This window comes from Caballeronia sp. A2-2 (assembly GCF_057612605.2).
On the sequence record NZ_CM173618.1, the window covers coordinates 1,126,565 to 1,151,011 of the forward strand.

The 24,447-nt window shown below is 61.9% G+C and carries 24 protein-coding genes; 9 read left to right on the forward strand and 15 right to left on the reverse strand.

The window, feature by feature from the left end; genetic code table 11:
- Positions 1-3 precede the first annotated feature (3 nt).
- Positions 4-735 (reverse strand): PadR family transcriptional regulator, encoded by a 732-nt coding sequence (locus tag ACZCWR_RS28830; RefSeq protein ID WP_487305078.1) that lies wholly within the window; start codon positions 733-735, stop codon positions 4-6.
- 149 nt (positions 736-884) lie between these two features.
- Here ACZCWR_RS28830 and ACZCWR_RS28835 point away from each other — a divergent pair, with 149 nt between their 5' ends.
- The 3 genes from ACZCWR_RS28835 (at position 885) to ACZCWR_RS28845 (ending at position 3,445) form a co-directional block, all read left to right on the forward strand.
- Positions 885-1,472, forward strand: a complete 588-nt coding sequence (locus tag ACZCWR_RS28835; protein WP_487305079.1) for a flavin reductase family protein — start codon at positions 885-887, stop codon at positions 1,470-1,472.
- A 243-nt stretch (positions 1,473-1,715) separates the two neighbouring features.
- Positions 1,716-2,444, forward strand: a complete 729-nt coding sequence (locus ACZCWR_RS28840) for a hypothetical protein (protein ID WP_487305080.1) — start codon at positions 1,716-1,718, stop codon at positions 2,442-2,444.
- Between the two features lie 233 nt (positions 2,445-2,677).
- Positions 2,678-3,445: a class I SAM-dependent methyltransferase gene (locus ACZCWR_RS28845; RefSeq protein ID WP_487306179.1), complete on the forward strand. Its 768-nt coding sequence runs from the start codon at positions 2,678-2,680 to the stop codon at positions 3,443-3,445.
- Positions 3,446-3,832: 387 nt separating this feature from the next.
- On the opposite strand, the gene ACZCWR_RS28850 is transcribed toward ACZCWR_RS28845, so the two are convergent.
- The 12 genes from ACZCWR_RS28850 to ACZCWR_RS28905 form a co-directional block, all read right to left on the reverse strand.
- Positions 3,833-4,285, reverse strand: a complete 453-nt coding sequence (locus ACZCWR_RS28850) for a hypothetical protein (protein ID WP_487305081.1) — start codon at positions 4,283-4,285, stop codon at positions 3,833-3,835.
- Positions 4,286-4,294: 9 nt separating this feature from the next.
- Positions 4,295-5,131 (reverse strand): hypothetical protein, encoded by an 837-nt coding sequence (locus ACZCWR_RS28855; RefSeq protein WP_487305082.1) that lies wholly within the window; start codon positions 5,129-5,131, stop codon positions 4,295-4,297.
- Between the two features lie 681 nt (positions 5,132-5,812).
- Positions 5,813-6,268 carry an ApeP family dehydratase gene (locus ACZCWR_RS28860; RefSeq protein ID WP_487305083.1) on the reverse strand — a complete coding sequence of 152 codons (456 nt, stop codon included), beginning with the start codon at positions 6,266-6,268 and terminating at the stop codon, positions 5,813-5,815.
- The gene (locus ACZCWR_RS28865) at positions 6,265-7,074 is read right to left on the reverse strand and encodes a beta-ketoacyl synthase chain length factor (RefSeq protein WP_487305084.1); all 810 of its coding nucleotides are present in this window, start codon (positions 7,072-7,074) and stop codon (positions 6,265-6,267) included. Before ACZCWR_RS28865 ends, ACZCWR_RS28860 begins: the two co-directional genes overlap by 4 nt.
- Entirely contained in the window at positions 7,071-8,285 is a 1,215-nt protein-coding gene (locus ACZCWR_RS28870; RefSeq protein ID WP_487305085.1) for a beta-ketoacyl-[acyl-carrier-protein] synthase family protein, read from the reverse strand. Before ACZCWR_RS28870 ends, ACZCWR_RS28865 begins: the two co-directional genes overlap by 4 nt.
- 108 nt (positions 8,286-8,393) lie before the next feature.
- Positions 8,394-9,113 (reverse strand): class I SAM-dependent methyltransferase, encoded by a 720-nt coding sequence (locus tag ACZCWR_RS28875; RefSeq protein ID WP_487305086.1) that lies wholly within the window; start codon positions 9,111-9,113, stop codon positions 8,394-8,396.
- Entirely contained in the window at positions 9,110-9,934 is an 825-nt protein-coding gene (locus ACZCWR_RS28880) for a polysaccharide deacetylase family protein (protein ID WP_487305087.1), read from the reverse strand. Before ACZCWR_RS28880 ends, ACZCWR_RS28875 begins: the two co-directional genes overlap by 4 nt.
- Entirely contained in the window at positions 9,931-12,285 is a 2,355-nt protein-coding gene (locus ACZCWR_RS28885) for an MMPL family transporter (RefSeq protein ID WP_488876500.1), read from the reverse strand. Before ACZCWR_RS28885 ends, ACZCWR_RS28880 begins: the two co-directional genes overlap by 4 nt.
- A 7-nt stretch (positions 12,286-12,292) precedes the next feature.
- A complete protein-coding gene (locus ACZCWR_RS28890) occupies positions 12,293-12,883 on the reverse strand; it encodes an outer membrane lipoprotein carrier protein LolA (protein WP_487305089.1) in 591 nt (196 codons plus the stop codon).
- Positions 12,884-12,887: 4 nt separating this feature from the next.
- Entirely contained in the window at positions 12,888-13,850 is a 963-nt protein-coding gene (locus tag ACZCWR_RS28895) for a lysophospholipid acyltransferase family protein (RefSeq protein WP_487305090.1), read from the reverse strand.
- A gap of 4 nt (positions 13,851-13,854) precedes the next feature.
- Positions 13,855-15,549, reverse strand: a complete 1,695-nt coding sequence (locus ACZCWR_RS28900) for an AMP-binding protein (protein ID WP_487305091.1) — start codon at positions 15,547-15,549, stop codon at positions 13,855-13,857.
- A complete protein-coding gene (locus ACZCWR_RS28905; RefSeq protein ID WP_487305092.1) occupies positions 15,546-16,199 on the reverse strand; it encodes a COG4648 family protein in 654 nt (217 codons plus the stop codon). The genes ACZCWR_RS28900 and ACZCWR_RS28905 overlap by 4 nt, the downstream gene beginning before the upstream one ends.
- Before the next feature lie 426 nt (positions 16,200-16,625).
- On the opposite strand from ACZCWR_RS28905, the gene ACZCWR_RS28910 reads away from it, so the two are divergent.
- Genes ACZCWR_RS28910 through ACZCWR_RS28935 form a run of 6 tightly spaced genes read left to right on the forward strand, consistent with a single transcriptional unit; the run spans position 16,626 to position 21,512 of the window.
- Positions 16,626-16,919, forward strand: a complete 294-nt coding sequence (locus tag ACZCWR_RS28910; protein WP_487305093.1) for a phosphopantetheine-binding protein — start codon at positions 16,626-16,628, stop codon at positions 16,917-16,919.
- A 41-nt stretch (positions 16,920-16,960) separates the two neighbouring features.
- Entirely contained in the window at positions 16,961-17,677 is a 717-nt protein-coding gene (gene fabG, locus ACZCWR_RS28915) for a 3-oxoacyl-ACP reductase FabG (protein ID WP_487305094.1), read from the forward strand.
- Between the two features lie 22 nt (positions 17,678-17,699).
- Positions 17,700-19,028 carry an NAD(P)/FAD-dependent oxidoreductase gene (locus tag ACZCWR_RS28920; RefSeq protein ID WP_487305095.1) on the forward strand — a complete coding sequence of 443 codons (1,329 nt, stop codon included), beginning with the start codon at positions 17,700-17,702 and terminating at the stop codon, positions 19,026-19,028.
- Complete coding sequence (locus tag ACZCWR_RS28925) at positions 19,025-19,891, forward strand: MipA/OmpV family protein (protein WP_487305096.1); 867 nt, start codon at positions 19,025-19,027, stop codon at positions 19,889-19,891. Before ACZCWR_RS28920 ends, ACZCWR_RS28925 begins: the two co-directional genes overlap by 4 nt.
- A complete protein-coding gene (locus tag ACZCWR_RS28930) occupies positions 19,884-20,705 on the forward strand; it encodes a lysophospholipid acyltransferase family protein (RefSeq protein WP_487305097.1) in 822 nt (273 codons plus the stop codon). Before ACZCWR_RS28925 ends, ACZCWR_RS28930 begins: the two co-directional genes overlap by 8 nt.
- Before the next feature lie 39 nt (positions 20,706-20,744).
- Positions 20,745-21,512, forward strand: a complete 768-nt coding sequence (locus ACZCWR_RS28935) for a glycosyltransferase family 2 protein (protein ID WP_487305098.1) — start codon at positions 20,745-20,747, stop codon at positions 21,510-21,512.
- Here ACZCWR_RS28935 and ACZCWR_RS28940 read toward each other — a convergent pair.
- Together ACZCWR_RS28940 and ACZCWR_RS28945 are read right to left on the reverse strand one after the other, a co-directional pair.
- Positions 21,509-22,840 (reverse strand): ATP-binding protein, encoded by a 1,332-nt coding sequence (locus tag ACZCWR_RS28940; protein ID WP_487305099.1) that lies wholly within the window; start codon positions 22,838-22,840, stop codon positions 21,509-21,511. The two genes, ACZCWR_RS28935 and ACZCWR_RS28940, sit on opposite strands and share 4 nt — an antisense overlap.
- Complete coding sequence (locus ACZCWR_RS28945) at positions 22,837-23,580, reverse strand: response regulator (protein WP_487305100.1); 744 nt, start codon at positions 23,578-23,580, stop codon at positions 22,837-22,839. Before ACZCWR_RS28945 ends, ACZCWR_RS28940 begins: the two co-directional genes overlap by 4 nt.
- Positions 23,581-24,447 lie beyond the last annotated feature (867 nt).

Below are 24,447 nucleotides of genomic sequence, written 5' to 3' on the forward strand. Positions count from 1 at the left end.
TGTTCAGTCCTTTTTCGAGGATGCGTCTTGTTCGATTTCGGCCGTGGCGCGCGCGAGGATCGCGGCGATGCGGCGCTGCTCGTCCTGCGAGGCATCCGTGCGCAAGAGCAGAGCACGCTTCAACGCGCGGCGGGCGGTAATAAGTTCGGATACCCAACCAGTTCCGGCTGCAGCTTCTTCCACGTCTTCGCCTGCATAAGCGCGTCGCACGAGATCCATCTTGCGTGCGAAATGCGTGAGCTTGGCAAGCATCAGATCCACGCGTTCGCGATTGGCGGCGAGGTATTCGCGGCCTGCATCGGACAAGGCGTAGCGTTTGCGATTGCCCTCAAGCTCGACGGTCGTGTAGCCGAGTTCTTCCAGATACGTGAGCGCGGGATAGACCATGCCGGGGCTCGGCGCGTAGAAGCCGTTCGAGCGGTCTTCCAGCGCCTTGATGAGTTCGTAGCCGTGACGCGGCGCTTCCGCGAGCATGGCGAGCAGCAGCAGTTGCAGATCGTCGGAGGAGAACTTGCGGCCGCGCGGCATCATGCCGTCCTCGCCGCCGAAACCGCCCATGCCGCCGGGGCCGCCGGGACCACCGTCGAAGCGTCCGCCGCCATGACGATGACGGCCAATCATGCCCCAGCGCTCGAACGCGAAGCGCTCGGTCCACGCGGGTGCGTCGAACGGAAAATCGAAGCCGAATGCGCGAAAGCCTTGTTCGCGACCACGATGAAAACAACGGGATTTCATGGTGACACTCCTGATATGTCGTAAAACATATCTAAAGATATATATCGTAAGAGCGTCTGTCAAGGAAGTTTTTGAGATTCCACGGCGTGCGGCGGGCGGGACGGCGGCCCCGTAAAATCGTGCAGATTCCCAACCGAAGGCTCAAGTCCATGTCCCATTTCCGTCCCGTCAGGCTCGAACACGCCAGCCGCCTCATCAATCACGGACCGACCGTGCTCGTCACCAGCGCGCACGGCGGGCGTCGCAACGTGATGGCCGCTGCCTGGTCGATGCCGGTCGAATTCACGCCGCCGCGCATCGCCGTGGTCATCGACAAGAACACGTTCACGCGCGAACTCGCGGCTGCCAGCGGTACGTTCGGCTTGATCGTGCCGGGCGCGGCGATGATCGATCAGGCCTACGCCGTCGGTTCGACGAGCGGGCGTGAGATCGATAAGTTCGACGCGTTCGGTATCGACACGATCGATGGTCCGGTGCTCGGTCTGCCGCTCATCGAAACGAATTGCGCGGCGTGGATGGAGTGCCGCCTGATCGACGAGCCGCACACGGAGGATGCCTACGACACCTGTTTCGCCGAAGTCGTGTCGGCGGCGGCGGATGCGCGCATCTTCGTCGACGGTCACTGGAATGTGGATGAAACGAACGCGCCGCTGCATACCATCCATCATCTCGGTGCCGGAAAGTTCGTGCTCGGCTCGAATCTGCACATTGCCAAACCGCTTGCTGCCCGCCGTTAGAGCAGTCGTTCTAGGAATGCTTCAACACCCCTAAAGAATTCCCCCGATCCGACCGTTAAGCATTCGTTGAGCGCGGAGCACCGTTGGTCCATCCGCGTCACATGAACAGCCCGCGATTCGAAACAACGATTTTGGACGAGGGCGAATAGATGGGTGAGGACAGGTTTCGCCGGTTGACGGCCCCACGAAGTGGGCTGCGACACGGCGATCACCGCTCGCACCATCCGGGGAAAGGGGTGTGGTATGGAACAGCGTTTTTCTGGCATTCGTTTTGTCGTTTATCTCGTTTGCTTCACGAGCCTCATCTGGCTCAGGCTGCTGATCTCGCCAAACGGCGACGACGGCATGCTCGCGTGGATCGGCTGCGTCGCGTTTCTCGCGACCGGCTACATGATCTGGTTCGCGGGCTCGGAAGGGCGCCTGCGCAATCTGACGGGCGGGGCGCTGAGTTATCTCGCCATCGCGGCGGTGGTCGCTGCGTGTCCGCCGTTCGTTCTCCTGCTGGTGTTCTGGTCGATTTCCGGCTTATTCAACAAACGCCGCGCGCTCATGATGCATGCGCTCGCGAGCGTGGCACTGTTCATTCTCGTCTTTCCGATGCCGCTCGCGCGGTTCATCGGCATGCCCGAGCTTGCGGGTGCACCGGCCGGTGCGGCCTATTTCATATTCGCGCTGATGTATTCGGCGCTGGCTTCGCGCAGACCGCTCAAGACCGGCATGTTCCGGTTCGCGACCATGCTTGTCGCGGTGCCGTTGATTGGCTCGTTCGTCGCGTTGGTTGGCGGCGGCATGTTGAGCCGGCCGGAGCGTCGAACGCGTTCGACCATGCGGGCACGGCGGGCGGCTGCGGCGGCGTTGGCGTTGCCTGCGCCGGTCGTGCGGCATGAAGAGAATGCGGTCGGCGTTGCTGCGTTGGCGTTCGTCGCAGGTGTTACTGCTGAAGTGTTGATGCCGGCGGCGGTCGCGGAATAAGTCTTCGCTCGTCGTGGCCTTGTTCCGACGCGGGGCGCTTTGATGGAGCGTCCCGCTTTTTGCATTTTGCATGATGAATTCAAAATGCGATGTCAGGTCCTGTTTGAAAATGTGGTATCAAGCACGTTGTTCCGGACTTCGTGCCTTGCATCGCCGAAGTTCGTTCATCCAGACGTTTGCATGTGGAACGTGGCGCGTTTTTATCGTGCCTTCCGATCCAGACAGGAGACGTGATGACATCGCCCCGGCCTGCGCAAGATTCCTCGCACGATGCACCTCCACATGAGCCGCTCACCGCCTACTATCCCGACGAAGCCCGGCGCGGTGCGTGGCTGCGCGGCATCTTCGACCGGACCGCATCCGACTACGACGCGATCGAACGCGCGATGGCGCTGGGTTCCGGGCGTTGGTATCGCAATCGGGCGTTGCGTTCGGCGGGGCTTGCGCGTGGCATGCGTGTGCTCGATGTAGGCATGGGCACCGGACTTGTCACGCGTGAAGCGGTTTTGATTACCGGCGATGCCGCGCTCGTGACCGGTGTCGATCCGAGTCCGGGGATGGTTGCTCAAGCGCGTTTGCCTTTGGGCGTGCGGGCGCTGATTGGCTCTGCGGAGAATTTGCCTTGCGATGACGGTGCTTATGATTTTTTAAGCATGGGATTTGCGTTGCGGCATGTGAGCGATCTTTCGCGAGTCTTTGAAGAGTATTTTCGGGTGCTCGCGCCGGGGGGAAAGATTTGCGTGCTTGAAATCACGCGGCCTTCTTCGGGTTTTGCTGGTGGTTTGCTGCGATTCTATATGCGCGGGGTGGTGCCTTTCATTGCGCGCGTCGTTGGGCGGCATGCGGAGAGCGTCGAATTGATGCGGTATTACTGGGATACGATCGAGGCCTGCGTTCCGCCGGATGTGGTTCTCGCTGCGATCGAACGGGCGGGGTTTTTGGATGTGCGTAGGGAGGTGGAGATGGGGGTGTTTTCGGCTTATTGTGGTGTTAAGGGGTAGGGTTTTTGGTGCCTTGCGGTTTCGGTTGGCTGTTTTGTTTATGCAGTAGCCGCCTCCCCGGCGGGGGGGTAACTTTCTTTGCTGCTGCAAAGAAAGTCACCAAAGAAAGCAGCTTTTTACACCATGCACGATGGCTGGAGAGGGTTGGTCTGGATTAATCTATACAGTGGCCGCAATAGGACTTGCCACGCATCACGAGCCGCTTAGGCAACCTTGCGATTGCGCGCTCGAATTCTTTAGTGTTAGTGGACCGCATTCATTCATTCGGCCATGCGCTTCGCGCGCCGAGAACTTTAGAACGGAACCCCGCAGCGTATCAGTGCCCAGCAACATCACACCTCCCCGCAAGATTGCTATTTGGTCCTACCTTGGTTGGCGCTCCGATGTTTAATGAGTGTGAGTGCCTTTGGTCTGGCGAATAGAGATGGACTCGCATAACACCGCCATCTCTGCACCGCATGATGGCTCGAGAATGAAAAGCGCTTTGCGTCCGTCCACGACGTCCCGATGAAAACCCTCGATGATCGCGTGAGCCAGCTCCGATGCCTGAGCGTCGTCCCGGCCGTGCATCCAACGGACCCACGCGCGTAAGTCATCAATTGAGAATGTGTGCATTGGGGAAATCAATAGGCGAGATGCGACATTCTGATCGGCGAAATCGATCACTCGCTGAGCGACGACGCCGGAGAACAAGAGCGTTTCGACAGGACCCGACACTCGTTTGAATCGAAGAACAAGAGATTTCGCGTCAGGATCATGTTCAAGCGAAATGAGTTCGGCATCGTGAAAGCTCGGGAATACATCGAGGTCGTCGATGCGTGTGAAGTCGGGAGTGTTCATCTTTAAGCGCTACGGAAGAATTGAGAAAGGAACGCCTGAGCCGCGATCGTTTTTCCCCGTAAGGGGGTTGATGTGCCAGTTGTGCGCGTGTGGTACGCCCTGTCCATGATCATGGTCGAAGTCAAAATCGACTACGGGCTTACCATCGTTTCCATACAAACGCATCTGGCCGCTGCCCGAATTCGTGTACCAAGTGCCTGGCTCACCGTCATTCGGTGTTTTGGCAAGATCGATTACATCGCAGTCTGGCATATCCGGCTGATACTCGAAGGGCTGCGCATCAGCAAACGAGGTCGGCGTAACGAGATTCTGCGGTATGCGTGGCGGCTTGCCCATCATCTGCCGTACGGTTGCATACGGGTTCGGACTCTGAGCACCTTGCAATTCGCCCTGCGGGAGCGGCTTCAGCCGATCCTCTTGAATGGTCTTTACGCAAGCACGCAAGTCCTCGTGTTTCGGTACGAAAATTAACCGCCCGCTCTTTACCTCTTGATACACGGCTTTGGCAATCTCACTACTATCCCTCCACACCCACTCCGGAAAGGATTCGTCGGAACGTCCAAGCACTGAGCGGAAGTCTTCGCATGAGCACGTCATCAGGATCATGTCAAAATTTCGAAGAAATGCCTGTCGCGCGGCTTGCATGGCGGAGCAAATGTCATTCATCTCGTCATGGGTGACACCAGCGGCACTTCGGTTCGTCGCAAAACCGTAATAGCTGGCCGGAAAAAACATGCCTGGATGTTCCACGCTCAAATAGATCGGGTGATGTGTGCTTTGCCAAAGGAGATGTGCGTACTTCCTGTATTCACCAAAAAGGCCGTAATCCTCACCAAGGTATAGCATCGATCGTTTTTCTCTTTCTGCCGTTATCAAAAGCAAGTGATAGAAGTAGCACGACGTGGCGCAAGAAAAAAGTGCGTTTGTCCGAAATTGAATCGATGGCCTGCGGAAGCAAGCAGGCGTGGTTAAACGAAGGGGAAACCTTTCGAGGTGGTCGCTTTGCTGCGCCAGCCACGCACAATTGATCCTAGACAGCGATGCAAGCGCCGAAGATGTAGAAAAGCCGAAACGGTCGCATCTCGCTTAGTGCTTCGACTAAGGGCGCGTACCATCCTTTTAATTTGCCTCGAATCGCGGATCAAGGTAGGGCCGAATAGCAATCTTGCGGGAAGGTTTGAGGTGGCTGGGCGCCTATAAACTGCGGGATTCCATACTAAAGCTCTCGGCGCGCGTAGCGCATGGCCGAAAGAATGAATGCGGTCCACAAAGGCTAAAGGATTCGAGCACGTAATCGCGAGGTTGCCCACACGCTTATCCGAACGTAGGACCTCCTAACGCGGCCACTGTATCGTTAATTCAGGCCACACTTTCCAGCCATCGAGCATGGGGTAAAAAGCTGCTTTCTTTGGTGACTTTCTTTGCAGCAGCAAAGAAAGTTACCCCTCCGCCGGGGAGGCGGCTACTGAATAAACAACACAAACAACAGAAGCCCTTTGCACGAACGACCCGACCCACCCCGAACCTCTACGCCCCAAGCAAAACCACCGCCCGCCCCTCAACCACCACCAACCCCCCAGCCCTCAAAAAAAACCGATACAAAACCGTCCCCTCATCCCCCCCGAGTCGCAGAGCTTCGACCGAAAGCTCCTCAACCAGCGTATCGAGCCGCTCGACAAAACAACGAACCCCACGCACATTAACCAGCATCCCAACCGGCGGAACAGAACTAGCATCAGCATCAGCAACAAACCCAACCCCATGCACCGCCATGGCCTGCGCAGCATACTCAACCCCACAAACCGCCCCAAGCCTCCCACCAAACCGCAATGGATTATCAAGAGACCGATGGCTGGAAGCCAAACAAACAATCCGCTCAGAATCAAAAACAGTCACGGCATCGAGCAAACACATCGCACCCGAATGCGGAATCCGCGAAGCAATCCATTCGCGCCCGAGCGGCAAATCAAACGCATCGATCATGAGAGAAACGAACCCACATCGATATCCACCTCAACCCGAGTGTCATCGAGATAATCGAGCACGACGTGCGCGCTGCGTCCCAAGGCCAACGCTTCGAGCAAAGGCAACCCCCGCGCAGCCGGATTACAAAGCCTCAACGCTTCAAGAGCGGCATCAGTAAAAACAGTAGCGGGAGCATCCGACAAACGCACTTCGACGGAGGCAACCGTGCGTTCTCCAGGCTCCGGCGCAAGCACAAGTGCAATCCCGAACGCATCCTCGACCGCTCGCACACGCCGCAAAGGCTCCGGATAATCCACGTCATACGCCACGAGCAACACCGCCGCATCATCCACGCAAACCTGCGCAAGACTTTCCAGCAAGCCCGCCGCGAAACTCCCGTCATACGCACACAGCACATTCGACGATGCCATCCCGCGCGTCGCGATGCTCCAATACCCCGCAGGCGCGTTGTGCACGGAGTTATGAAAGCGCGTCGGCGACAACTGCGGATCGGCGCTCGCGAGCGTCTCGCAGATCGCATGAAAATTCCCGCCATCGCCACCGGATGCCGCGAACACCGAAGCCAGCGTCGAAGGATCACGCCCGCAGTCGGCAGTCGCTTCGTGCGCGACAGCCAGCGCCGCACGCACGACCGGCCCGGTACGTCTGCGTTCCGCAGCAGGCAGCCCGGCGGGAACGGGCAGCACCGTAGACGCCCATTCATGTATCACACGCCGCGCCAGCATATCCGCAGCTTGCGGCCAGTTCGCAGATCCCGGACCGATCACGCCGACCCCATCGATATAAGCGCGCAAGGGTTTCATATCGACGAACCTCCCGCACCACGCCGCCCGCGTCCAAGAACGAGACTGCAATTGGTCCCGCCAAAACCGAACGAATTGCTGAGAACGGCATCGATTAACGCATCGCGCGTATTCAACACATAGTCCAGCCCGAGCGCCGGGTCCGGCAGCACCGTATTCGCACCGGCCGGCACGATCTGATGACGCAGCGCCAACGCCGCAATCACCGCTTCGAGCGCGCCTGCCGCACCGAGCGTATGACCGGTCGCGCCCTTGGTCGAACTGCACGGCACGTCATCGAACAGGCTCGTGAAGGCGCGGCTTTCCGCTGCGTCGTTGCTCGGCGTCGCTGTACCATGAAGATTCACGTAACCGATGTCGCGCGCATCGAGCCCGGCGCTCGCAAGCGCGGCCTGCATCGCGAGGCGCGCGCCAAGTCCTTCGGGATGCGGCGACGACATGTGATACGCATCGCTCGATTCGCCGATGCCGAGCAGCCGAATCGCATCGTCGGGAGCACTCGACGAATCGCGCGTGAGCAGCGCAAACGCCGCCGCCTCGCCGATGGAAATGCCATCGCGCTCGGCATCGAACGGCTTGCACGGACCGGGCGCGAGCAATTCGAGCGAATTGAAACCGTAGAGCGTGGTGAGACAAAGCGTATCGACGCCGCCGACCACGGCTGCATCGATCAGACCGGCTTCGATCATGCGCCGCGCCGACCCGAACACTTTCGCGCCCGACGAACACGCCGACGACACCGACACCGCTGGCCCACGCAAACCGAAATACGCGCGCACGAAACCGGCGAGCGAATAGGGGTTGTGGGTCGTCGCGTAATGGAAACCGGCGGGCAGCGCGCCGCTTTCGGGATCGCGGTTACGGTAGGCGCGTTCCGTTTCGAGAATGCCCGCCGTGCTCGTTCCGAGAAACACGCCGACGCGCGCCGCACCGTGAAGCGCGATCGCCTCGTGAACGTGTTGCGCGAAATCGTCCTGTTCCAGACCGATCTGCGCGAGCCGGTTATTGCGGCAGTCGTATTCCGCAAGCAATGCCCGCACCGGCGTTTCTTCGATGCCCGCGACGCGCCCCGTGTACGTATCGAGCGCGGCGCCGTCGAAGTCGCAGGGCGCGAGTCCACTGCGCTTGTCGCGCAGCGCGGCGAGCGTGGCGTCGAGGCCGCGGCCCGCGCAACTCGTGGCGGTGAAATGCGTGAGCAAGAGAGGATTCACTGCGCGTTCGGTCCTGAGCCGGGTGACGAGGGCGTTTCGATGAATTGTAACAAACGCCCGCAGAGGCTTGCTGCGCGGGGCTTGAGGCATCTTAAGCGAGCATTTTTTTCAGGCGATGGGCCGCGCGATCAGCAGCCGGTTCGCGCGATGCGTGCCGCGTCCCATCGGCAGTGGCTTCACGTCGAAACGCAGGTCTGCGAGCAGCGCGAGCCATTGCGCTTCGCTGCGGCAGGTCAGCCGGTTCGTGCGTCCGGCGCGCGTCAGTTGCACGGCGAAATCGACCGCGCGATCGAACGTCGCGCGCCAGCCGGCGGCGGCATCGCTGACGCGAAGAAGGAGCACGCCGTCCGGCGCGAGACTCGCGCGCACGCGTTGGAGAATGGCGAATTGCGCATCGGCATCGAGATAGTGGAGCACATCGCAGGCGACCACGACATCGCTTGCGGGAAACGGTTCGTCGCGAATATCGCCGCACACGAAGCGAACACGCGCCGCATGCTCGCGCAACGCGATGCGCGCGCGGGACACATCGCGCGGCGTCAGGTCGATGCCATGAATCGAGCGCCACGCAGGCGGCGCAGGCCAGCGCGCGGGCCATTCGGTCAATTCATCGCGATGCCACGCCTGCGCGCCGACGAGCCACGCCGCAAGCAAGCCCTGACCGCTGCCGAGATCGAGGATGCGCGCATCGTCGGGAATGAGGCCGTGCGCAAGGATATGCGCGAAGAAGGGATCGTGGCGCAGCTTGGCCATCGCGAAATGCCACGCGAAACGGCCGCTCGCGCGATACGGCAGGCTCACGGAATGGATGAGCGCCTTCGGGATCACGAGGCGATCGCTTCGCGCAACGTCACGCAACGCAAGCCTGCATCGGCGGCGTGCCGAAGCACGGTGTCGAGCGCCGCGAGCACGACCGGCGCGCCGTGTTCGTCGCGCGCTGCGTGGCCGTCGTGAAGCAGCAGGATGTCGCGTGCGGTCAGTCCGTGCAGCAGCCGTTGCGCGACCACGGATGCATCCGCCGTGCGCGTGTCGAAACCGCGCCGCGTCCAGGCGGCCAATTGCAAACCGAGGCGGCACAGCACCGGTTCGAGAAACGGATTGCGCAGTCCCGCAGGCGCGCGGAAAAAGAGCGGCCGCGTGCCCGCGATCTCGCCGAGCGTGTTCTGCGCGGCTTCGATCTCGCGACGCATCGCGCCCGGTCCCATCAACGAAAAATGATGACGATGCCGCTCGCTATGATTCTCGACCGCATGCCCGCGCGCGACAATTGCCTCGACGATGCGCGGATGCTCCCGCGCCCGCTCGCCGATACAGAAAAACGTCGCGCGTACGGCGTGCTTATCGAGCAGATCGAGCACGCGCGGCGTGACGTGTTCATCGGGACCATCATCAATCGTAATGGCGATGCACGAACCTACACGCTCCGGCAACGTAGTCCAGTTGTCGCCGAGCAAATCACTGCGCGGCCAAAGTCCAGCCCCCGCCAACGCCGCATGCGATGCGATCACGCCGCCCGCCGCCCACGGCCATGTTTCAGGCGCGGCCACCAGCGCCGCCGCCGCGCCGACATGCACGGCCAGCGCGCCGCCGATCAGCGGCGTTGGGCGCCAGCTTCGCGTGGGACCGGGCATCGAAGCATAGCCGCTCATGAACGCACCTCGACTCTTCGGCGTGGCGCGAGGATCGCGGAGAACACCAGCGCCAGAATCGCGCCCGGCCCAATGGTCAGCCCGAAGGTGTGCAGCATCGGCACGCTCGACAGCGCGAGCAGGCCGAAGCCCGCGACCGTCGCGATATTGGCGACGACGAGCGACACGAGCGTCTGCGGCGCGATGCGTTCTTCATCGCCATGCGCGCGGTGATTGAAAAACAGCGCGTAATTCGATCCCACCGCGACGATCAGCAGCATGCCGATCAAATGAAGGATCGTCAGTTGCGTGCCCGCCGCCGCCAGTCCCGCGATCACCACCAGCACGGCGGCAACCAGCGGCGCGAGCGTGCGCGCGGCGCGCATCGGCGAACGCAAGGCAATCACCAGCAGCACGACGATGGCCGCGAACCCGCCGAGCGACAGGCGAATATCTTCGCGCACGTAGTTCTGATAGAGCTTGTCCGCCTCGGTTTTCATATCCACGAAAAGCGCGTCCGGCAGATGCGCTTCGTCCAGCGCCGCGCGAATCTTTTGCGCCTGAAGGTCCGAACCGTCGGGCGCGCGCAGCGGCAGCATCGCGGACCAGCGGCCGTCGCGTTCGGTGAGCAGCGAATCGACGGCGAGCGCCATCGAGGTGCCGCGCAGGTCGGCGCGGGTCAGCAAAGGGGCGTGACGCGCGGTGTCGGCATCGGCGATGAAAGGCTCGAACGTGTCCGGCTTCAGTTGGATGGGTTGATCGCGCAGGGCAGCGGCAAGGCGCGTGCGGAGCGTGGCGGCATCCGGGAGACTCGCCTGACGTGCGCGTTGGGCGGCATCGCTTGGGAGAAAGCGCGCGGGACTTTCGTAACCCGCGATCACGCGTTGATCGACCAGCGGCTGCAATTGACGCGCGACGGCTTCGGCATTCTCCAACGCACGTTGCTCGCTCGCCGCTGAGACGACGATCAGATAACGCACGTCCGGCGCACCGACATCCGCGCGCAGACGTTCATCGAGTGATTGGCTGGCTTGCGGAACGGGACTCAGCGCCGACAACTCCTGACTCCACAAGCCGTTACGCTGCACGAGCAACGCAACGACCGCCGCGACGAGCAGCACCACGAGCGCTACACGAAGGCGCGAAGCGCGCGCGGTCAAGCGTCCGAGCACGAGCCCGAAGCGCGAGACATCGCGAATAACGAAGTTTTCCGGCAACAAATACGGCAGCACGAAGCGCGTGACGATGCCCGCCGTCGCCAGTCCCGCGATCGAATACAGCCCGAGTTGCACGAGGCCGGGAAAGCCCGAAAAGAGCATCGAGGCATAGCCGCAGATCGACGTGAGCACACCGAGGCGAATGGTCGGCCAGAAGCCCGCGACCCAATCGCGCAGCGATTCGCGCCGCTGCGCGCCCGAGGATTGCACGAACAGATAGATCGAATAATCGACGGCCTCGCCGATCAGCGTCGTGCCGAAGCCGAGCGTGAGCCCGTGCACGTTGCCGAACGCGAGACTCACGGCGGCGATTCCGGCCGCGACGCCGGAGAGCACGGGCATCAAGCCGAGCACGAGCGTCGGCACCGAGCGATACACCGCCAGCAGCAACACAACGATCAACGCCGTGCTCGCAGCCGAGAGCCAGCGCACGTCATGCATGATGGTGTCGCGCGTTTCGACGGCGAACACGCCGGGGCCGGTCATCAAGAGACGATAGGGCGATGCTGCGTTGAAGGCGTGGCGGATGGCGGCAATCGCTGCTGCCTGCGCGTCTGTATCCGAACCGGCGCTTGCAGTTTGCACGAGCAACACGGCGCGCTTTCCATCGCGCGAGGCCCACACGCCATTCTGTTCATGAGGCTGCGCGCCGCTGTCCAGTTGCGCGACGAGCGCGGTCACTTCGCCGGTCGGATCGTGTGGCAACAGGTCTTTCGCGACCATGCCCGCCGACGACGTGAGCAAGTCGAGACTGTCGGCCAATGCATCGTGCAAGCCGGATTCGGTGAAGCGTTCGGGCGTCACCGCCGGACTCAACTGATAGCGATGCTCATAAACGAAACGCTCGTCGCGCGCCTCGCCGGTTTGCTCGCCGTTGTTGACCGCTGAAAAGCGTGGATCGTTTCGCAGCGTCGCGGCCATTTTGCGCGAGACATCGGCGCGACCGTTTGCATCGCCGCCTTCGATGCCGATCAGAATCAGCCGCGATACCAGGCCATCGCGCAGTTGTTCGACGAGCACGCGCTGTTGTTCGCTCGGCGAGCGCGGCAGGAACGCGGACAGATCGGCGGAAAAGTTCGCGCGCGCGATCACCACGGCGCAGGCCGCGAGACAACACAACCAAACGATAACGGCGGGCTGCCTCAGGCGTTGCATCATCGGCTCAATGCGCGGACGCGTCTTGCAGGCGCATCAGTGAATGGTCGCCATCGGCTTCCTTGATCTCCACGCGCGCAAGACTATCGCCGCTACCCGCGAGCACGATGGACGACACCTTCTGCTGCATGCGCGAATCGATGGGAACGAGCGTCATCGTCCAGTTATCGCCTTGTCCTTCGACTGAGACTTTGTACGCGTTTTCCAGCGCAAAACGGTTGCCCGCGAGCGTCGCGCGAATGCTTTCGATGAACGCCGCCGCCTCCGGAATATTGCGCAGCGGAATGGTCGTCTTGTGTCCGTTGCGATCGACGGTGAGCATGTCGCCATCCACGACGAGATTCTCGGGCTTCGGACTGACCGTATGCTTTTCCAGATGATCGGGCGCCACGAATACCAGTTCTCCTGATGATTCAAGCGGCTGCTGCGCGATCTTCAGATAACGCGTCTCCGTGAACTTCGCACGGCCAGATTTCTTCGCGCCGAGCGTGTTCATCAGGCGGTCGAGCGTCCATGCGGACGAAGGCGCGTCCGCCGCGCGTGCGGACAACGTTGCCATCAACAGCGCGGCGGTCAGTAAAGCAGCTAACACTCGCATATATTCAGGAATCCCTCGCGATTTCTTCAAGGCGTCGATCCTCGGCGCGCGCGGTCTCGGCGGCCGGTTTCGTCTGCCAGAAATCGAAATAGTTGAACCAGTTGTAGGGCGCGGCGCGGCAGTTGTGTTCGAGCAGCGCGACATAGCGTGACAGTGCGGCATCCACGGCGGCGGCGCGCTCGCTGCGTGCGGTATGCGAAAAATCCGCCAGCGGTTCGAAGTGGATATCGTAGCGGTTGCCGCCGCGATACAAACCCGTCATGAAGATCACCGGACGCCTCAGCACCGCCGCCATGTGCAGCGGTCCGAGCGGAAACTCCGCGCGCGCGCCGAAAAAATCGCGCTGGGCGAGGGCATCGCCCGCCTGGCGCAAGGTGCGGTCCGCGAGGATGCCGACGAGGCTGCCCGCATCGAGCCGCTCGCGCACCTTGAGCATGGCATCGACCTTGCCGAGACCGATCACATCGTGATGCGCGGCGGGATTCACGGCCGCGAGAATCGCGTTGATCTTGCGGGCGTTCTCTTCGTACATCGTGATGGCGATGCGGATATGCGGCTGCGCGCGCCCAATCGCCCGCACGACTTCGAAACTGCCGAGATGCGCGCCCATCAGAAACGCGCCGTGTCCTTGCGCGAGTGCCGCATCCACATGTTCGACGCCGTGGATGCGGATATCGAACAAATCGAACCGTTCGTTGAGCAGATAAATGCGGTCGTGAATGGTCGAAGCGAACGAGAATACATGGCGGTAACCGTCGCGCCAGCCCGCATGCCTGCCCAATGCGCGGTTCAGATAAGCACGCGATGCGCGCCGCGCCTTCGGTGAAAACAGCACGAAATACGCGGCGATCACGCGCAACAGCACGCGCCCCGCGCGCCGTCCGAAACGCAGCGACACCCACGTCATGAAGCGCAGCAGCGCAAGATTGCTACGCTCCTGGCGATCGGCCCAGTCGTCGCGGTCCATGCGATCAGGCCGCAGGCGGCGCGGCAATCGCGCCACTCGCCACGGCGCGTTCGCCCGCGCGAATCGTGAAGCGGATCGTGCCGCTCGCGGCGGTTTCGAACGCGATATCCAGCGCTTCGCCGGGTGCCACAGGACTTAAAAATTTCGCCGATTCGATGGTGCACGCGTTCAGATCGCGGCCGAGCGCGCCGCCGATGGCATTCAGCGTGCGGTCGAGCAGCACGACGCCCGGCACGATGGGACGCCCCGGAAAATGCCCCGCCAGCGCAGGATGATCGGGCGCGATCGTGAAGCGCAGCGCGGGTTTTCTCGCACGTTCCTGATCGATGAGTTGCTTCAGCACATCGCGCGGCAGCTTGCCGGTCGCGTTGCGCGGCAGCGTATCCACGAAAAGCAGCGGACGCGGCATGAACGCGGCATCGATCCGTTCGCGCAGCGCGCGTTGCAGGTCGACCGCGTTGAGTTCCGGCGCGACGACCAGCGCCATGAGCCGTTGCACGGGTTCGTGCGCATCGTCGGCGGATGCTTCGTCGGGCATGTAGAACACGCCATCGATCACGCCTGGAATCGCGTTCAGTTGATGATTCAGGTAAGCCAGCGACGTGCGCTTGCCCGCGATATTGATGAGATCCGCGCGCCGTCCGTGCAGCAGGAAACGCGTCGAGTCGATGAGTTCGAGCGCGTCGCCCATCGGCACCGGCGTTTCGACGTGGCCGCCGGAGGCCCACATCGTGGGCGTGGCGTCGTCGTCATCGTTGCTTTCTTCAGGCTTACGTGGTGTGAAAACCACGTCGGGAAACAGTTCCCACGCCGCAGTTTGCGCGGTGCGGCGCGTGGCGATCTGGCCGGTTTCGGTGCTGCCGTAGATTTCCATCAGCGGCGCTTGCAGGCGGGCTTCGGCATCGAGCGCGAGTTTTTCCGATAGGGGCGCGGTGGCCGAGAGGACCAATGCGGCGCGTGGCAGGGCATCGTCGCTTGCAAATAAAGCACGCAGATGCACCGGCGAACTCACCAGCACGCGCGGTTCCGGCACGGCGGCGAGTTCCGCGCGAATGTCCACGGGATAGAACGGCTGACGGTTGCTGAACGCGATGCCGCCGAGCATCGCAAGCAGTACGGTCGATTCGAAACCATACATATGCTGCGGCGGCACGGTGCCGATGAGCGTCGCGGGCGTTTTATCGAGCAGACCGAGGCGCGCGGCGGCGGCGCGCACGTTCCGCACGAGAAATCCCCACGTCTTTCGATGCGGCACCGGCGTTCCCGTCGAGCCGGATGTGAACACGTAGGCCACGACGCGCGCGCCGTCGATTTGCGGAACGGTGGCGTCGTCATCTTCCACGTTCAACGCATCCGGATAACGAAAGCGCGGCAAGGCGATCGCGCAATCGTCGCTGTCGTGCAGACAAAACGCATCCGGCGCGAAGGAAGCGAGCGCGCGCACCATTTCCGGCGTGTGCGTGGAAGGCAGCAAACTCGTTTTCCCGGCGATGAGCGTCGCGCACAGGCTCACCGTGAACCGATAACGGTCCGCGCAGACGTTGAAAACGTGATCGCCTGAAGGAAGCACGGCGGCTACGCGCCGGACATCCGCGAGAAACGCGCGCACGCTGACCGGCACGCCGTCGCGCCACGCAATCACCTGTTCCGGCGATGCATGAAAAACCAGCGGAAACGCGGAAGTCTGAAAGGAACTCACTGCGCGCCGCTCCGCTTCATTTGCGTGGACTGCGTGTAGGCGCGCACGGCATCCAGAATCGACGAACGCTGCATGCCCGGCAACGCAAAACGGCGGCAAGCGTGCTCAGCGACGAACATCAGCGCGACGGCCGGCAGCGCCAGATAGTTGGCGAACGTGGACCAGGCGATCATCGACGCGAACGCGAACAGCATGCTCGAAATCCCCGCGATGCCCACGAAAAACAGCGTCCACGCGAGCGTCACTTGCCGCGTGTATTGGGCGAGGCGCGGTTCCATCGTCCCGTGAACCATGCAGGCGAATTGTGTGCAGAGCGGTTCACGTCCGGCTGCGAGCGTGCGGCCGAACATCCACGCCAGCGCGAGATTGAAACTGACGTGTTCCAGATAAAGTCCCCAGCCGAAATGCGCGGTGAGCGGCGCGCGGCACGCCCACAAACCCGCGCAGGCCAGCAGCCAAAGCGGCAGCCACCACGCGCGCGCGGCCGAATTCGCAGCCGCATTGAACGTGATGAGAAGCAGCGGCGCCAGCACGAGCGCCAGTCCGAACCCGTGTTCGCCCGGCGTCGCCACGGCATGATGCGCGCCGACCTGATACGCGACGATCCCCGCGACGGCCAGCGCCACGCGCACAAAACGGCCCGCGCTCATTTCAAATTCTCCGCACAGGCGGAAGGTGTGGTTTTAAGGCGAATACGAAACATGAATTGCCGCAGCGGCGCGACATGCGCGCCAGTCTGATCGAGTGTTGAACAAAAACTCAGCAGTCCCCTGCCGAACGGTCATTGTGAGAATAATTGTCTCGCGGGCGCGAGCGGCCGGTCTGTAACCGATTGTTCGACGCAATTACATTCGTCAGACCTGCCGGATTTTACCCGAGCGCGCCGTCGCTCAAGCCATTTGCAGCTTCCGCTCATCTTTCTCGAAAATAAGCAAACGATCCAGCAAAAACCGCCGGTTACCTTTACTACTAGGCGTCCAAAGGGGGTTCGTCTAGAATTTCGCCACTGCAACGATCTCTAAAACTGATGGCCGGCAGCGTGGGGGAAACGCGGCGCGCGGTTTTTTTGGAACACTTTGTCTGCGCCCCGGCGCTTGTCCGCACACACGATGAATGAATTGGAAAGAGAGCTTGCCGGGCTGATCGTCACCGAACTGAATTTGGAGGATGTCGATCCCAAGGCCGTGTCGGCGAATACGCCGTTGTACGAAGAAGGATTCGGGCTGGATTCGATCGACATTCTGGAAATCGCGCTGCTGATCTCGAAGAAATACGGTTTCGAGTTGCGCTCGGACAACCCGGACAATCAGAAGATCTTCGCCAGTCTCGGCGCGCTTGCCGCGCATGTGGCGGCGCATCGCACGCGCTGAACTGCAACTGAAACGGAGCCAGGCATGACAGGAGCCACGCCATGCGCGCGCTCGTGACGGGCGGCAGCGGCGCCATCGGACAGGCCATCAGCCGCGCGCTGGCGCAGGCCGGGCACGAAGTCTGGGTGCATGCGAACGGCGGCATCGAACGCGCTCAGGCGTGTGCGCAAGAAATTGCCGATGCAGGCGGCGCGGCGCATGCCGTCGCTTTCGACGTCACCGATCCCGACGCCACCGAACGCGCGCTGGAACGCATCCTCGCGGACGGCCCGGTGCAAATCCTCGTCAACAATGCAGGCATCCACGACGATGCCCCGATGGCCGGCATGTCGCGCGCGCAATGGCGGCGCGTGCTCGATGTTACGCTCGACGGTTTTTTCAACGTGACGCAGCCATTGCTCATGCCGATGATCCGCACGCGCCGGGGCCGCATCGTCAACATGGCGTCGTTGTCCGGGCTGATGGGCAATCGCGGACAAGTCAACTACGCGGCGGCGAAAGCCGGGCTGATCGGCGCGACGCGGGCGCTCGCGCAGGAACTCGCCTCGCGCGGCATCACCGTGAATGCGGTGGCGCCGGGCATCATCGATTCGCCGATGCTGGGCGACGCATTCGGCCCCGAGCGCATCAAGCAACTCGTGCCTGTGCAGCGCGCGGGCACGGCGGAAGAAGTCGCCGGCATGGTCGCCTATCTCGTTTCCGATGCGGCATGCTATGTCACGGGTCAGGTCTTGTCGATCAACGGCGGCATTGCGTGAACGCGCCGCACGAAGGAGCACGATGAGCGAAGCGATGCAAACCTGGGATGTCGCGGTGATCGGTGGCGGTCCGGCGGGCTCGACCGCGGCCACGCTCTTGAGTCAGCGCGGCTATCGCGTGCGGCTGATCGAAAAGGCGCGGCATCCGCGTTTTCATATCGGCGAATCGCTGTTGCCAGCCAATTTACGTTTGTTCGAACGGCTCGGCGTGGCGGATGAAGTACGCGCCATCGGCATGGTGAAGCTGGCTGCGGAATTCGTTTCGCCGCAGCACGGCAACCGCATGCAACGCTTCCTTTTCGCCGATGCATGGGACAAGTCCATGCCGAGCGCGTATCAAGTGCGCCGTTCCGAACTCGACGAACTTCTGCTGCGCAATGCCGCGAAGCACGGCGCGCACGTGAGCGAAGGCTGCCGCGTGCGCGATGTCGTTTTCGCGGACGACAACACCGACGCCACGCTGACCGCCGAACACGACGACGGCCGTCGCGAAACCATCCGCGCGCGTTTCGTGGTGGATGCATCGGGCCGAGATACCTTGCTCGCCAATCAGTTCAAGACCAAGCGGCGCAACGACCGTCACAACTCGTCGGCGCTCTACGGGCACTTTCGCGGCGCGCAACGCAACGCGGGCGAGAACGAAGGCAACATCACCGTATTCTGGTTCGAGCACGGCTGGTTCTGGTTCATTCCGCTGCCCGATGGCGCGACGAGCATCGGCGCGGTGGTGTGGCCGGCGTATCTGAAGCAGCGCGCGAAGGGCACCTCGGTGGAAACGTTTTTCCTTGAGACGATCGCACTGTGCGCGCCGCTCGCGCAACGTCTCAAGGATGCCGAACTAATCAGCGAAGTCCACGCCACCGGCAATTATTCGTACACCGGCGACATGACGCACGGCCGCAACTTCCTCCTGCTGGGCGATGCCTTCGCCTTCATCGATCCCGTGTTTTCCTCCGGCGTGATGCTCGCGATGCAGAGCGCTTTCGCGGGCGCAGAAGCCATCGACACGGCGTTGTCGAAGCCGGAAAAGGCGCAAGCCGCGCTCGCGCGATTCGACCGCGACGTGCGGCACGGTCCGCGCGAATTCTCGTGGTTCATCTATCGCATGACGTCGCCGACCATGCGCAATCTTTTCATGGGGCCGCGCAATCCGCTGCGCATGAAGGAAGCGCTGCTGTCGCTGCTGGCGGGCGATATCTTTGGCTCCACGCCGATCTGGCATTCGCTGCGCGCGTTCAAGGGCGTGTATTACATCGCGGCCGCGCTGGACTGGCGCAATTCGCTGCGCGCGTATCGGATGCGCAAGCGCAATCTCGACGAAGCGGAACGTGCGGAGATTCCGGCCAATTGAGCACGCTGCCGGTTGTTTCCTCGTTCGGATTTGCGCTCTTGCTTGCGACTTTGGTTGCGAGTACGAACGCGCACGCCGACGACACCGCGCCGCCGCCCACGAAGCCGCTATGGGAAGTCGGCATCGGCACGGGCGTGGCGGCATTTCCGCATTACCCCGGCTCGGATCAGACCCGCGCGTGGGTGTTTCCGTTTCCGTACATCGTTTATCGCGGCAAGTTCTTTCGCGCGGATCGCGACGGCGTGCGCGGCCAGTTCCTCGATACGGATCGCGTGAATTTCAATGTCAGCGTGCTCGGTTCGCTGCCCGTTTCCAGCCGCGATGACAACGCGCGCGCGGGCATGCCCGATCTCAAGCCGACCATCGAAGTGGGGCCATCGGTCGAATGGCATCTGTGGCGTTCGGCATCGCGCGATGTGTTGCTCGATCTGCGGATGCCTGCGCGGCTGGCGATCACGCTGGAATCGTCGCCCAAAACAGTCGGCTGGCAGTTCACGCCGAACCTCAACCTCGATATCGTCGATGTCATGAACGTGCCGGATTTGCGCATCGGCATGTTCGCAGGGCCGATGTTCGCCAATGGCCGTTACGCCGAGCATTACTATTCGGTCGCGCCGCAATACGCGAGCCCGGGCCGTCCCGCTTTCGAAGCAAGCGGCGGTTATGCGGGCGCGCAAACGCTCTTTTCGATGTCGCGGCGCTTCTCACGTTACTGGGTTGGCGCATTCGTACGGTATGCGAACCTTTCCGGCGCGCACTTCGCGGATAGTCCATTGGTGCGCACGAAAAGCGTGCTGTCGGGCGGAATCGCGGTGGCGTGGGTGTTCGGGCAGTCGTCGAAGATGGTGGCGAGCGATGAGTGACGCGCACCGCAAACTCGATTCGGCATCGTCCGTGGCGGGTTCTTCGGGAACGGTGGGGCAGCATATCGCGTTTTACTTCGCGCTCACTGTTCTAGCGCTCGTATGTCTCGCGTGGTATCCGTTCGCGTGGCTGCTGCGACACGTTCTATCCGTCGATGCGGGCCGTCACGTCGGGCGCACCGTCGTGCAGCGCGTGTGGCATCTTTACTTCGTGCTGTTGCGCACGCTCGGCGCATGCCGCTTCGATCTCACCGAACTGGACACGCTGCCGCGCGACACGCCGATGATCCTCGCGCCGAATCACCCCTGCCTCCTCGACGCGTTGCTGATCGCTTCGCGCGTGCCCGATACCTGCTGCGTGATGAAGGGCGATGTCGCGGGCAACGTCTTTCTCGGGCCGGGCGCGCGGCTGGCGGGGTACATCGTCAACGATACGCCGGTTGGTTTGATTCGCGCGGCGGTGGCGGAACTCCGGCGCGGCAGTCCGCTGCTGCTGTTTCCCGAAGGCACGCGCACCGAGAACGATTCGGTCAATCCGCTGAAGGGCGGCATTGCGCTGATCGCGGCCAGGGCGCAGGTGCCGGTGCAGACGCTTATCATCGAGACGGATTCGGGATTTCTCGGCAAGGGTTGGGAGATCTTCAGGAAACCTACGTTACCGATTACCTATCGCGTGACGTTGGGCCGCCGCTTTGCGCCGCCGAAGCGCGATCATGCCGCGTTGCAGGCGTTCATCGGCGATTTGCAGCGGTTTTATGCGGGTGAGCTGGATCATCGTCACGAGCAAACGGGGCGACGCGCGGACAGCCGTTAGAATCAGGCTTTGTCATTTGCGCCCGACGCTTTGCACCTCATGTATTCGACTCGCGTTTCCCGCACGCATCTCGTGCTCATTCCGAGCTACAACCCCGGCGAGAAGGTCGATGAAACCGTGCGCGGCGCACGCGAGCAATGGAATCCGGTGTGGGTCGTGGTGGATGGCAGCACCGATGGCAGCGCCGAACGTCTGCTTCAGATGGCCGAAGCAGACGACGGTTTGCGCGTGATCGTGCTGCCGGAGAATCGCGGCAAGGGCGCGGCTATTCTCGCGGGCCTCGACGAAGCCGCAAAGCTTGGCTACACGCACGCGCTCACGATGGATTCGGACGGGCAGCATCCCGCATCGCTGATTGGTGCGTTCATGGCGGCATCCGCTGCATCGCCCGCCGCGATGATCCTCGGCCGTCCGACCTTCGATGCCAGCGCGCCGCAACTACGCGTGCAGGGGCGGCGCATCTCGAACGGCTGGGCGAATCTCGAAACGTTATGGATGGGCATCGGCGATTCGCTTTATGGGTTTCGCGTGTATCCCATCGCGCCGCTTGCGGCCGTCATGTGCTCGCAGAGTTGGATGCGCCGTTTCGACTTCGATCCCGAAGCGGTCGTGCGCTTATGTTGGCGCGGCGTGAAACCCTTGAATATCGATGCGCCGGTGAAATACTTCACGCAGGAAGAGGGCGGCGTGTCGCATTTTCACTATGGACGCGACAACTTGCTGCTCACGTGGATGCATGCGCGGCTTTTTCTCGGCTTTGTATTGCGCTTGCCCTTGCTCGTATTCAGAAGGTTCGCGGGCCGTTAGATCACCAGTCGCGCTTCCAGTCCGCCTTCATCAAGATTCCTAAGCGTCAGTTCTGCGTCCATCGCTCGCGCGAGTTGTCGCGCGATGGCAAGCCCCAGTCCCGTGCCGCCCGACTCGCGGTTGCGCGATCCTTCCAGCCGCACGAACGGCTCGAACACGGCTTCGAGCGATTCCGCGGGAATGCCCGGCCCGCGATCCTTCACCGCGATGCAAACGCGCTCGCCTTGCATCGCCTGCACGCTTACTTCGACCTGCTGTTCATCCGAATACTTCAATGCATTGTCGATCAGATTGCCGACGATGCGTTTCAACGCCTGCGGCCGCGTCACCAGCGCGTGACCGATTTGCCCGTTGAGCACGACATCCTTCCCCGCATCGAGATAGTCATCGACCATGCTGCCCACTAACGCGTCCGGATCGATACGTACCGGCGTTTCCTGCGTGCCGTGCAGCGTGCGCGCGTAGGTCACGCCTTCCTTCACGAGCGATTCCATTTCCTTGAGATCCTGACTCAGCTTCGCGCCGGCGGTGGCATCGTCCATGGTGTCGACGCGCAGGCGCATGCGCGTGATCGGCGTTTGCAGATCGTGCGTGATGGCGGCGAGTATCTGCATGCGCTGCGTCATGTACATCTGCACGCGATCCTGCATGGCGTTGAATGCCTTGGCCGCGCGCGCGACTTCTTCGGGTCCGCTTTCATGCAGACGTTCGCCCTTGAGATCGGGACCGAGTTTATCGGCAGCCTGCGCGAGTTGCTTCAACGGACGCGTGGCGAGCCGCACCGCCAGCCAGCAACACGCAGCCAGCACGACGAGTTGCAGCCCGAGCACGACCGGCAACCACGCCGAGAGCGGCATGCCTGTCGTGCGGCTCATGTCGATGGTGAGCGGCGCACCATCCGAGAGATGCAGATGCACCTGAAAGCGCTCGCGGTTGTCGGGCAATGCGTTCACCGTCAATGCATAGCGCTTGCCGAGGCCTGCGGCGACCGAGGTCGCGAATCGCTGCGACATGACGCTGTCGGGCGGCGGGCCGCTCACGCCCGGCCCGAGCACGAAGTGGTACGTGCGCCGCGCGAGGATGGGCACCCATGCAGCGCGTTCCGCGGGTGGCAGATGATCGAGCAGCGCGACCGAACTCGACAGATCGCGTTCGATATAGCCGGACATCATCGTGGCCATGCTTTGGTCGCGCTCCGTCATGGTGAGCCAGAAGGAGAACGACTGCGCGAGCGCCAGCCCGATGACGAAGATCACCGCGAGTTGCGCAAAGAGCGTGCGTGGCAGGCGAACGCGCGCGGGCGTTGGCATCGGCATCGGGATGCTCATTGATCGCCCGCCACCGGCGTGACTGCCGCTGAAAACACATAGCCTTCGCTGCGCAGCGTCTTGATGTAGCGCGGCTCGCGCGGTTCGTCGCGCAGGCGCTGGCGCAGGCGGCTCACGAGCAGATCGATGGAGCGGTCGAACGGATCGGCCTGACGTCCTTGCGTCAGGTTCAGCAGTTGATCGCGCGTGAGCACGCGTTGCGGATGATCGAGGAACACGCGCAGCAGGCGGTATTCCGCGCCGGAGAGTGCGACCTGCGTGCCTTCTGCATCGAGCAGATGACGCGCCGTGGTATCCAGCCGCCAGTCGCCGAAGCCGAGCATTTGCGCCGATTCGGTGACTTCCATTCCCGGCGGCAGCATGCGAGTTCGGCGCAGCACCGACTTGATGCGCGCCAGGAGTTCGCGCACGGCGAATGGTTTGGGCAGGTAATCGTCGGCGCCCATTTCCAGACCTAGGATGCGGTCGGCTTCTTCGTTGCGGGCGGTGAGCATCAGCACGGGCACTGTGCGGAATTTGCTGGCGCGGAGTTCGCGGCACAGGATCAGGCCGTCTTCGCCGGGGAGCATGAGGTCGAGGATGATCAGGTCGGGGGCACCCTGTTGTTCTAGTTGCGTGCGCATCTGTCTACCGTTTGCGGCGAGCGTGACGCGGAGGCCGTTTTTTTGCAGGTATTCGGCGATTAGTTCGCGGATGCCGCGGTCATCGTCGACTATTAGGATGTGGTCGGTTGGGTCCATTTTGTTTTTGCTTTCGCATTGGGGGCTTTTTGCGTTATACGCTGGATTTTTTGTTGGTGGGGTGGGTTTTGTATCTCTGTGTATCGTAGGTGGTGGTGGATACGTTTTGGTTCTTTGTGCAAGGGGCTGCTGCTTGTTGTGTTGTTTATGCAGTAGCCGCCTCCCCGGCGGGGGGGTAACTTTCTTTGCTGCTGCAAAGAAAGTCACCAAAGAAAGCAGCTTTTTACCCCATGCACGCTGGCTGGAAAGTGTTGGTCTGGATTAACGATACAGTGGCCGCGTTAGGATGTCCCACGTTTCGTTAAGCGTGTGGGCAACCTGGCGATTTCGCGCTCGAATCCTTTAGTCTTTGTGGACCGCATTCATTTTTTCGGCCATGCGCTGCGCGCGCCGAGAACGTAAGAACGGAACCCCGCAGCGTATAAGTGCCCAGCCACCTCACGCCACATCGCTGTATTGTTATTCGGCCCTACCTTGGTTGGTGCTTCGACTCGCGGGCCGCGTTAGCGACACCACTTTAGACAAGTGGGTTTAATCTTGACCTTGCGTGGCCCGCGCGCTTTGCCCTAAGGCAGAAGCGCTAATCAAGGTAGGGCCGAATAGCAATCTTGCGGGGAGGTGTGATGTGGCTGGGCGCTTATAGTCTGCGGGATTCCGTTCTTACGTTCTCGGCGCGCGCAGCGCATGGCCGAAAGAATGAATGCGGTCCACTATGCCATGAATATTCGAGCGTGTAATCGCCAGGTTGCCTAAGCGACTCGTTATGCGTGGCAAGTCCTATTGCGGCCACTGCATTGTTAATCCAGACCAACCCTCTCCAGCCAGCGTGCATGGGGTAAAAAGCTGCTTTCTTTGGTGACTTTCTTT

Excerpts from the sequence above, each read along its gene's own strand:
- ACZCWR_RS28830 (WP_487305078.1), bottom strand. The coding sequence starts at position 735 with ATGAAATCCCGTTGTTTTCATCGTGGTCGCGAACAAGGCTTTCGCGCA.
- ACZCWR_RS28835 (WP_487305079.1), top strand. The coding sequence starts at position 885 with ATGTCCCATTTCCGTCCCGTCAGGCTCGAACACGCCAGCCGCCTCATC.
- ACZCWR_RS28840 (WP_487305080.1), top strand. The coding sequence starts at position 1,716 with ATGGAACAGCGTTTTTCTGGCATTCGTTTTGTCGTTTATCTCGTTTGC.
- ACZCWR_RS28845 (WP_487306179.1), top strand. The coding sequence starts at position 2,678 with ATGACATCGCCCCGGCCTGCGCAAGATTCCTCGCACGATGCACCTCCA.
- ACZCWR_RS28850 (WP_487305081.1), bottom strand. The coding sequence starts at position 4,285 with ATGAACACTCCCGACTTCACACGCATCGACGACCTCGATGTATTCCCG.
- ACZCWR_RS28855 (WP_487305082.1), bottom strand. The coding sequence starts at position 5,131 with ATGCTATACCTTGGTGAGGATTACGGCCTTTTTGGTGAATACAGGAAG.
- ACZCWR_RS28860 (WP_487305083.1), bottom strand. The coding sequence starts at position 6,268 with ATGATCGATGCGTTTGATTTGCCGCTCGGGCGCGAATGGATTGCTTCG.
- ACZCWR_RS28865 (WP_487305084.1), bottom strand. The coding sequence starts at position 7,074 with ATGAAACCCTTGCGCGCTTATATCGATGGGGTCGGCGTGATCGGTCCG.
- ACZCWR_RS28880 (WP_487305087.1), bottom strand. The coding sequence starts at position 9,934 with ATGAGCGGCTATGCTTCGATGCCCGGTCCCACGCGAAGCTGGCGCCCA.
- ACZCWR_RS28885 (WP_488876500.1), bottom strand. The coding sequence starts at position 12,285 with ATGCAACGCCTGAGGCAGCCCGCCGTTATCGTTTGGTTGTGTTGTCTC.
- ACZCWR_RS28890 (WP_487305089.1), bottom strand. The coding sequence starts at position 12,883 with ATGCGAGTGTTAGCTGCTTTACTGACCGCCGCGCTGTTGATGGCAACG.
- ACZCWR_RS28895 (WP_487305090.1), bottom strand. The coding sequence starts at position 13,850 with ATGGACCGCGACGACTGGGCCGATCGCCAGGAGCGTAGCAATCTTGCG.
- ACZCWR_RS28905 (WP_487305092.1), bottom strand. The coding sequence starts at position 16,199 with ATGAGCGCGGGCCGTTTTGTGCGCGTGGCGCTGGCCGTCGCGGGGATC.
- fabG (WP_487305094.1), top strand. The coding sequence starts at position 16,961 with ATGCGCGCGCTCGTGACGGGCGGCAGCGGCGCCATCGGACAGGCCATC.
- ACZCWR_RS28920 (WP_487305095.1), top strand. The coding sequence starts at position 17,700 with ATGAGCGAAGCGATGCAAACCTGGGATGTCGCGGTGATCGGTGGCGGT.
- ACZCWR_RS28930 (WP_487305097.1), top strand. The coding sequence starts at position 19,884 with ATGAGTGACGCGCACCGCAAACTCGATTCGGCATCGTCCGTGGCGGGT.
- ACZCWR_RS28935 (WP_487305098.1), top strand. The coding sequence starts at position 20,745 with ATGTATTCGACTCGCGTTTCCCGCACGCATCTCGTGCTCATTCCGAGC.
- ACZCWR_RS28940 (WP_487305099.1), bottom strand. The coding sequence starts at position 22,840 with ATGAGCATCCCGATGCCGATGCCAACGCCCGCGCGCGTTCGCCTGCCA.
- ACZCWR_RS28945 (WP_487305100.1), bottom strand. The coding sequence starts at position 23,580 with ATGGACCCAACCGACCACATCCTAATAGTCGACGATGACCGCGGCATC.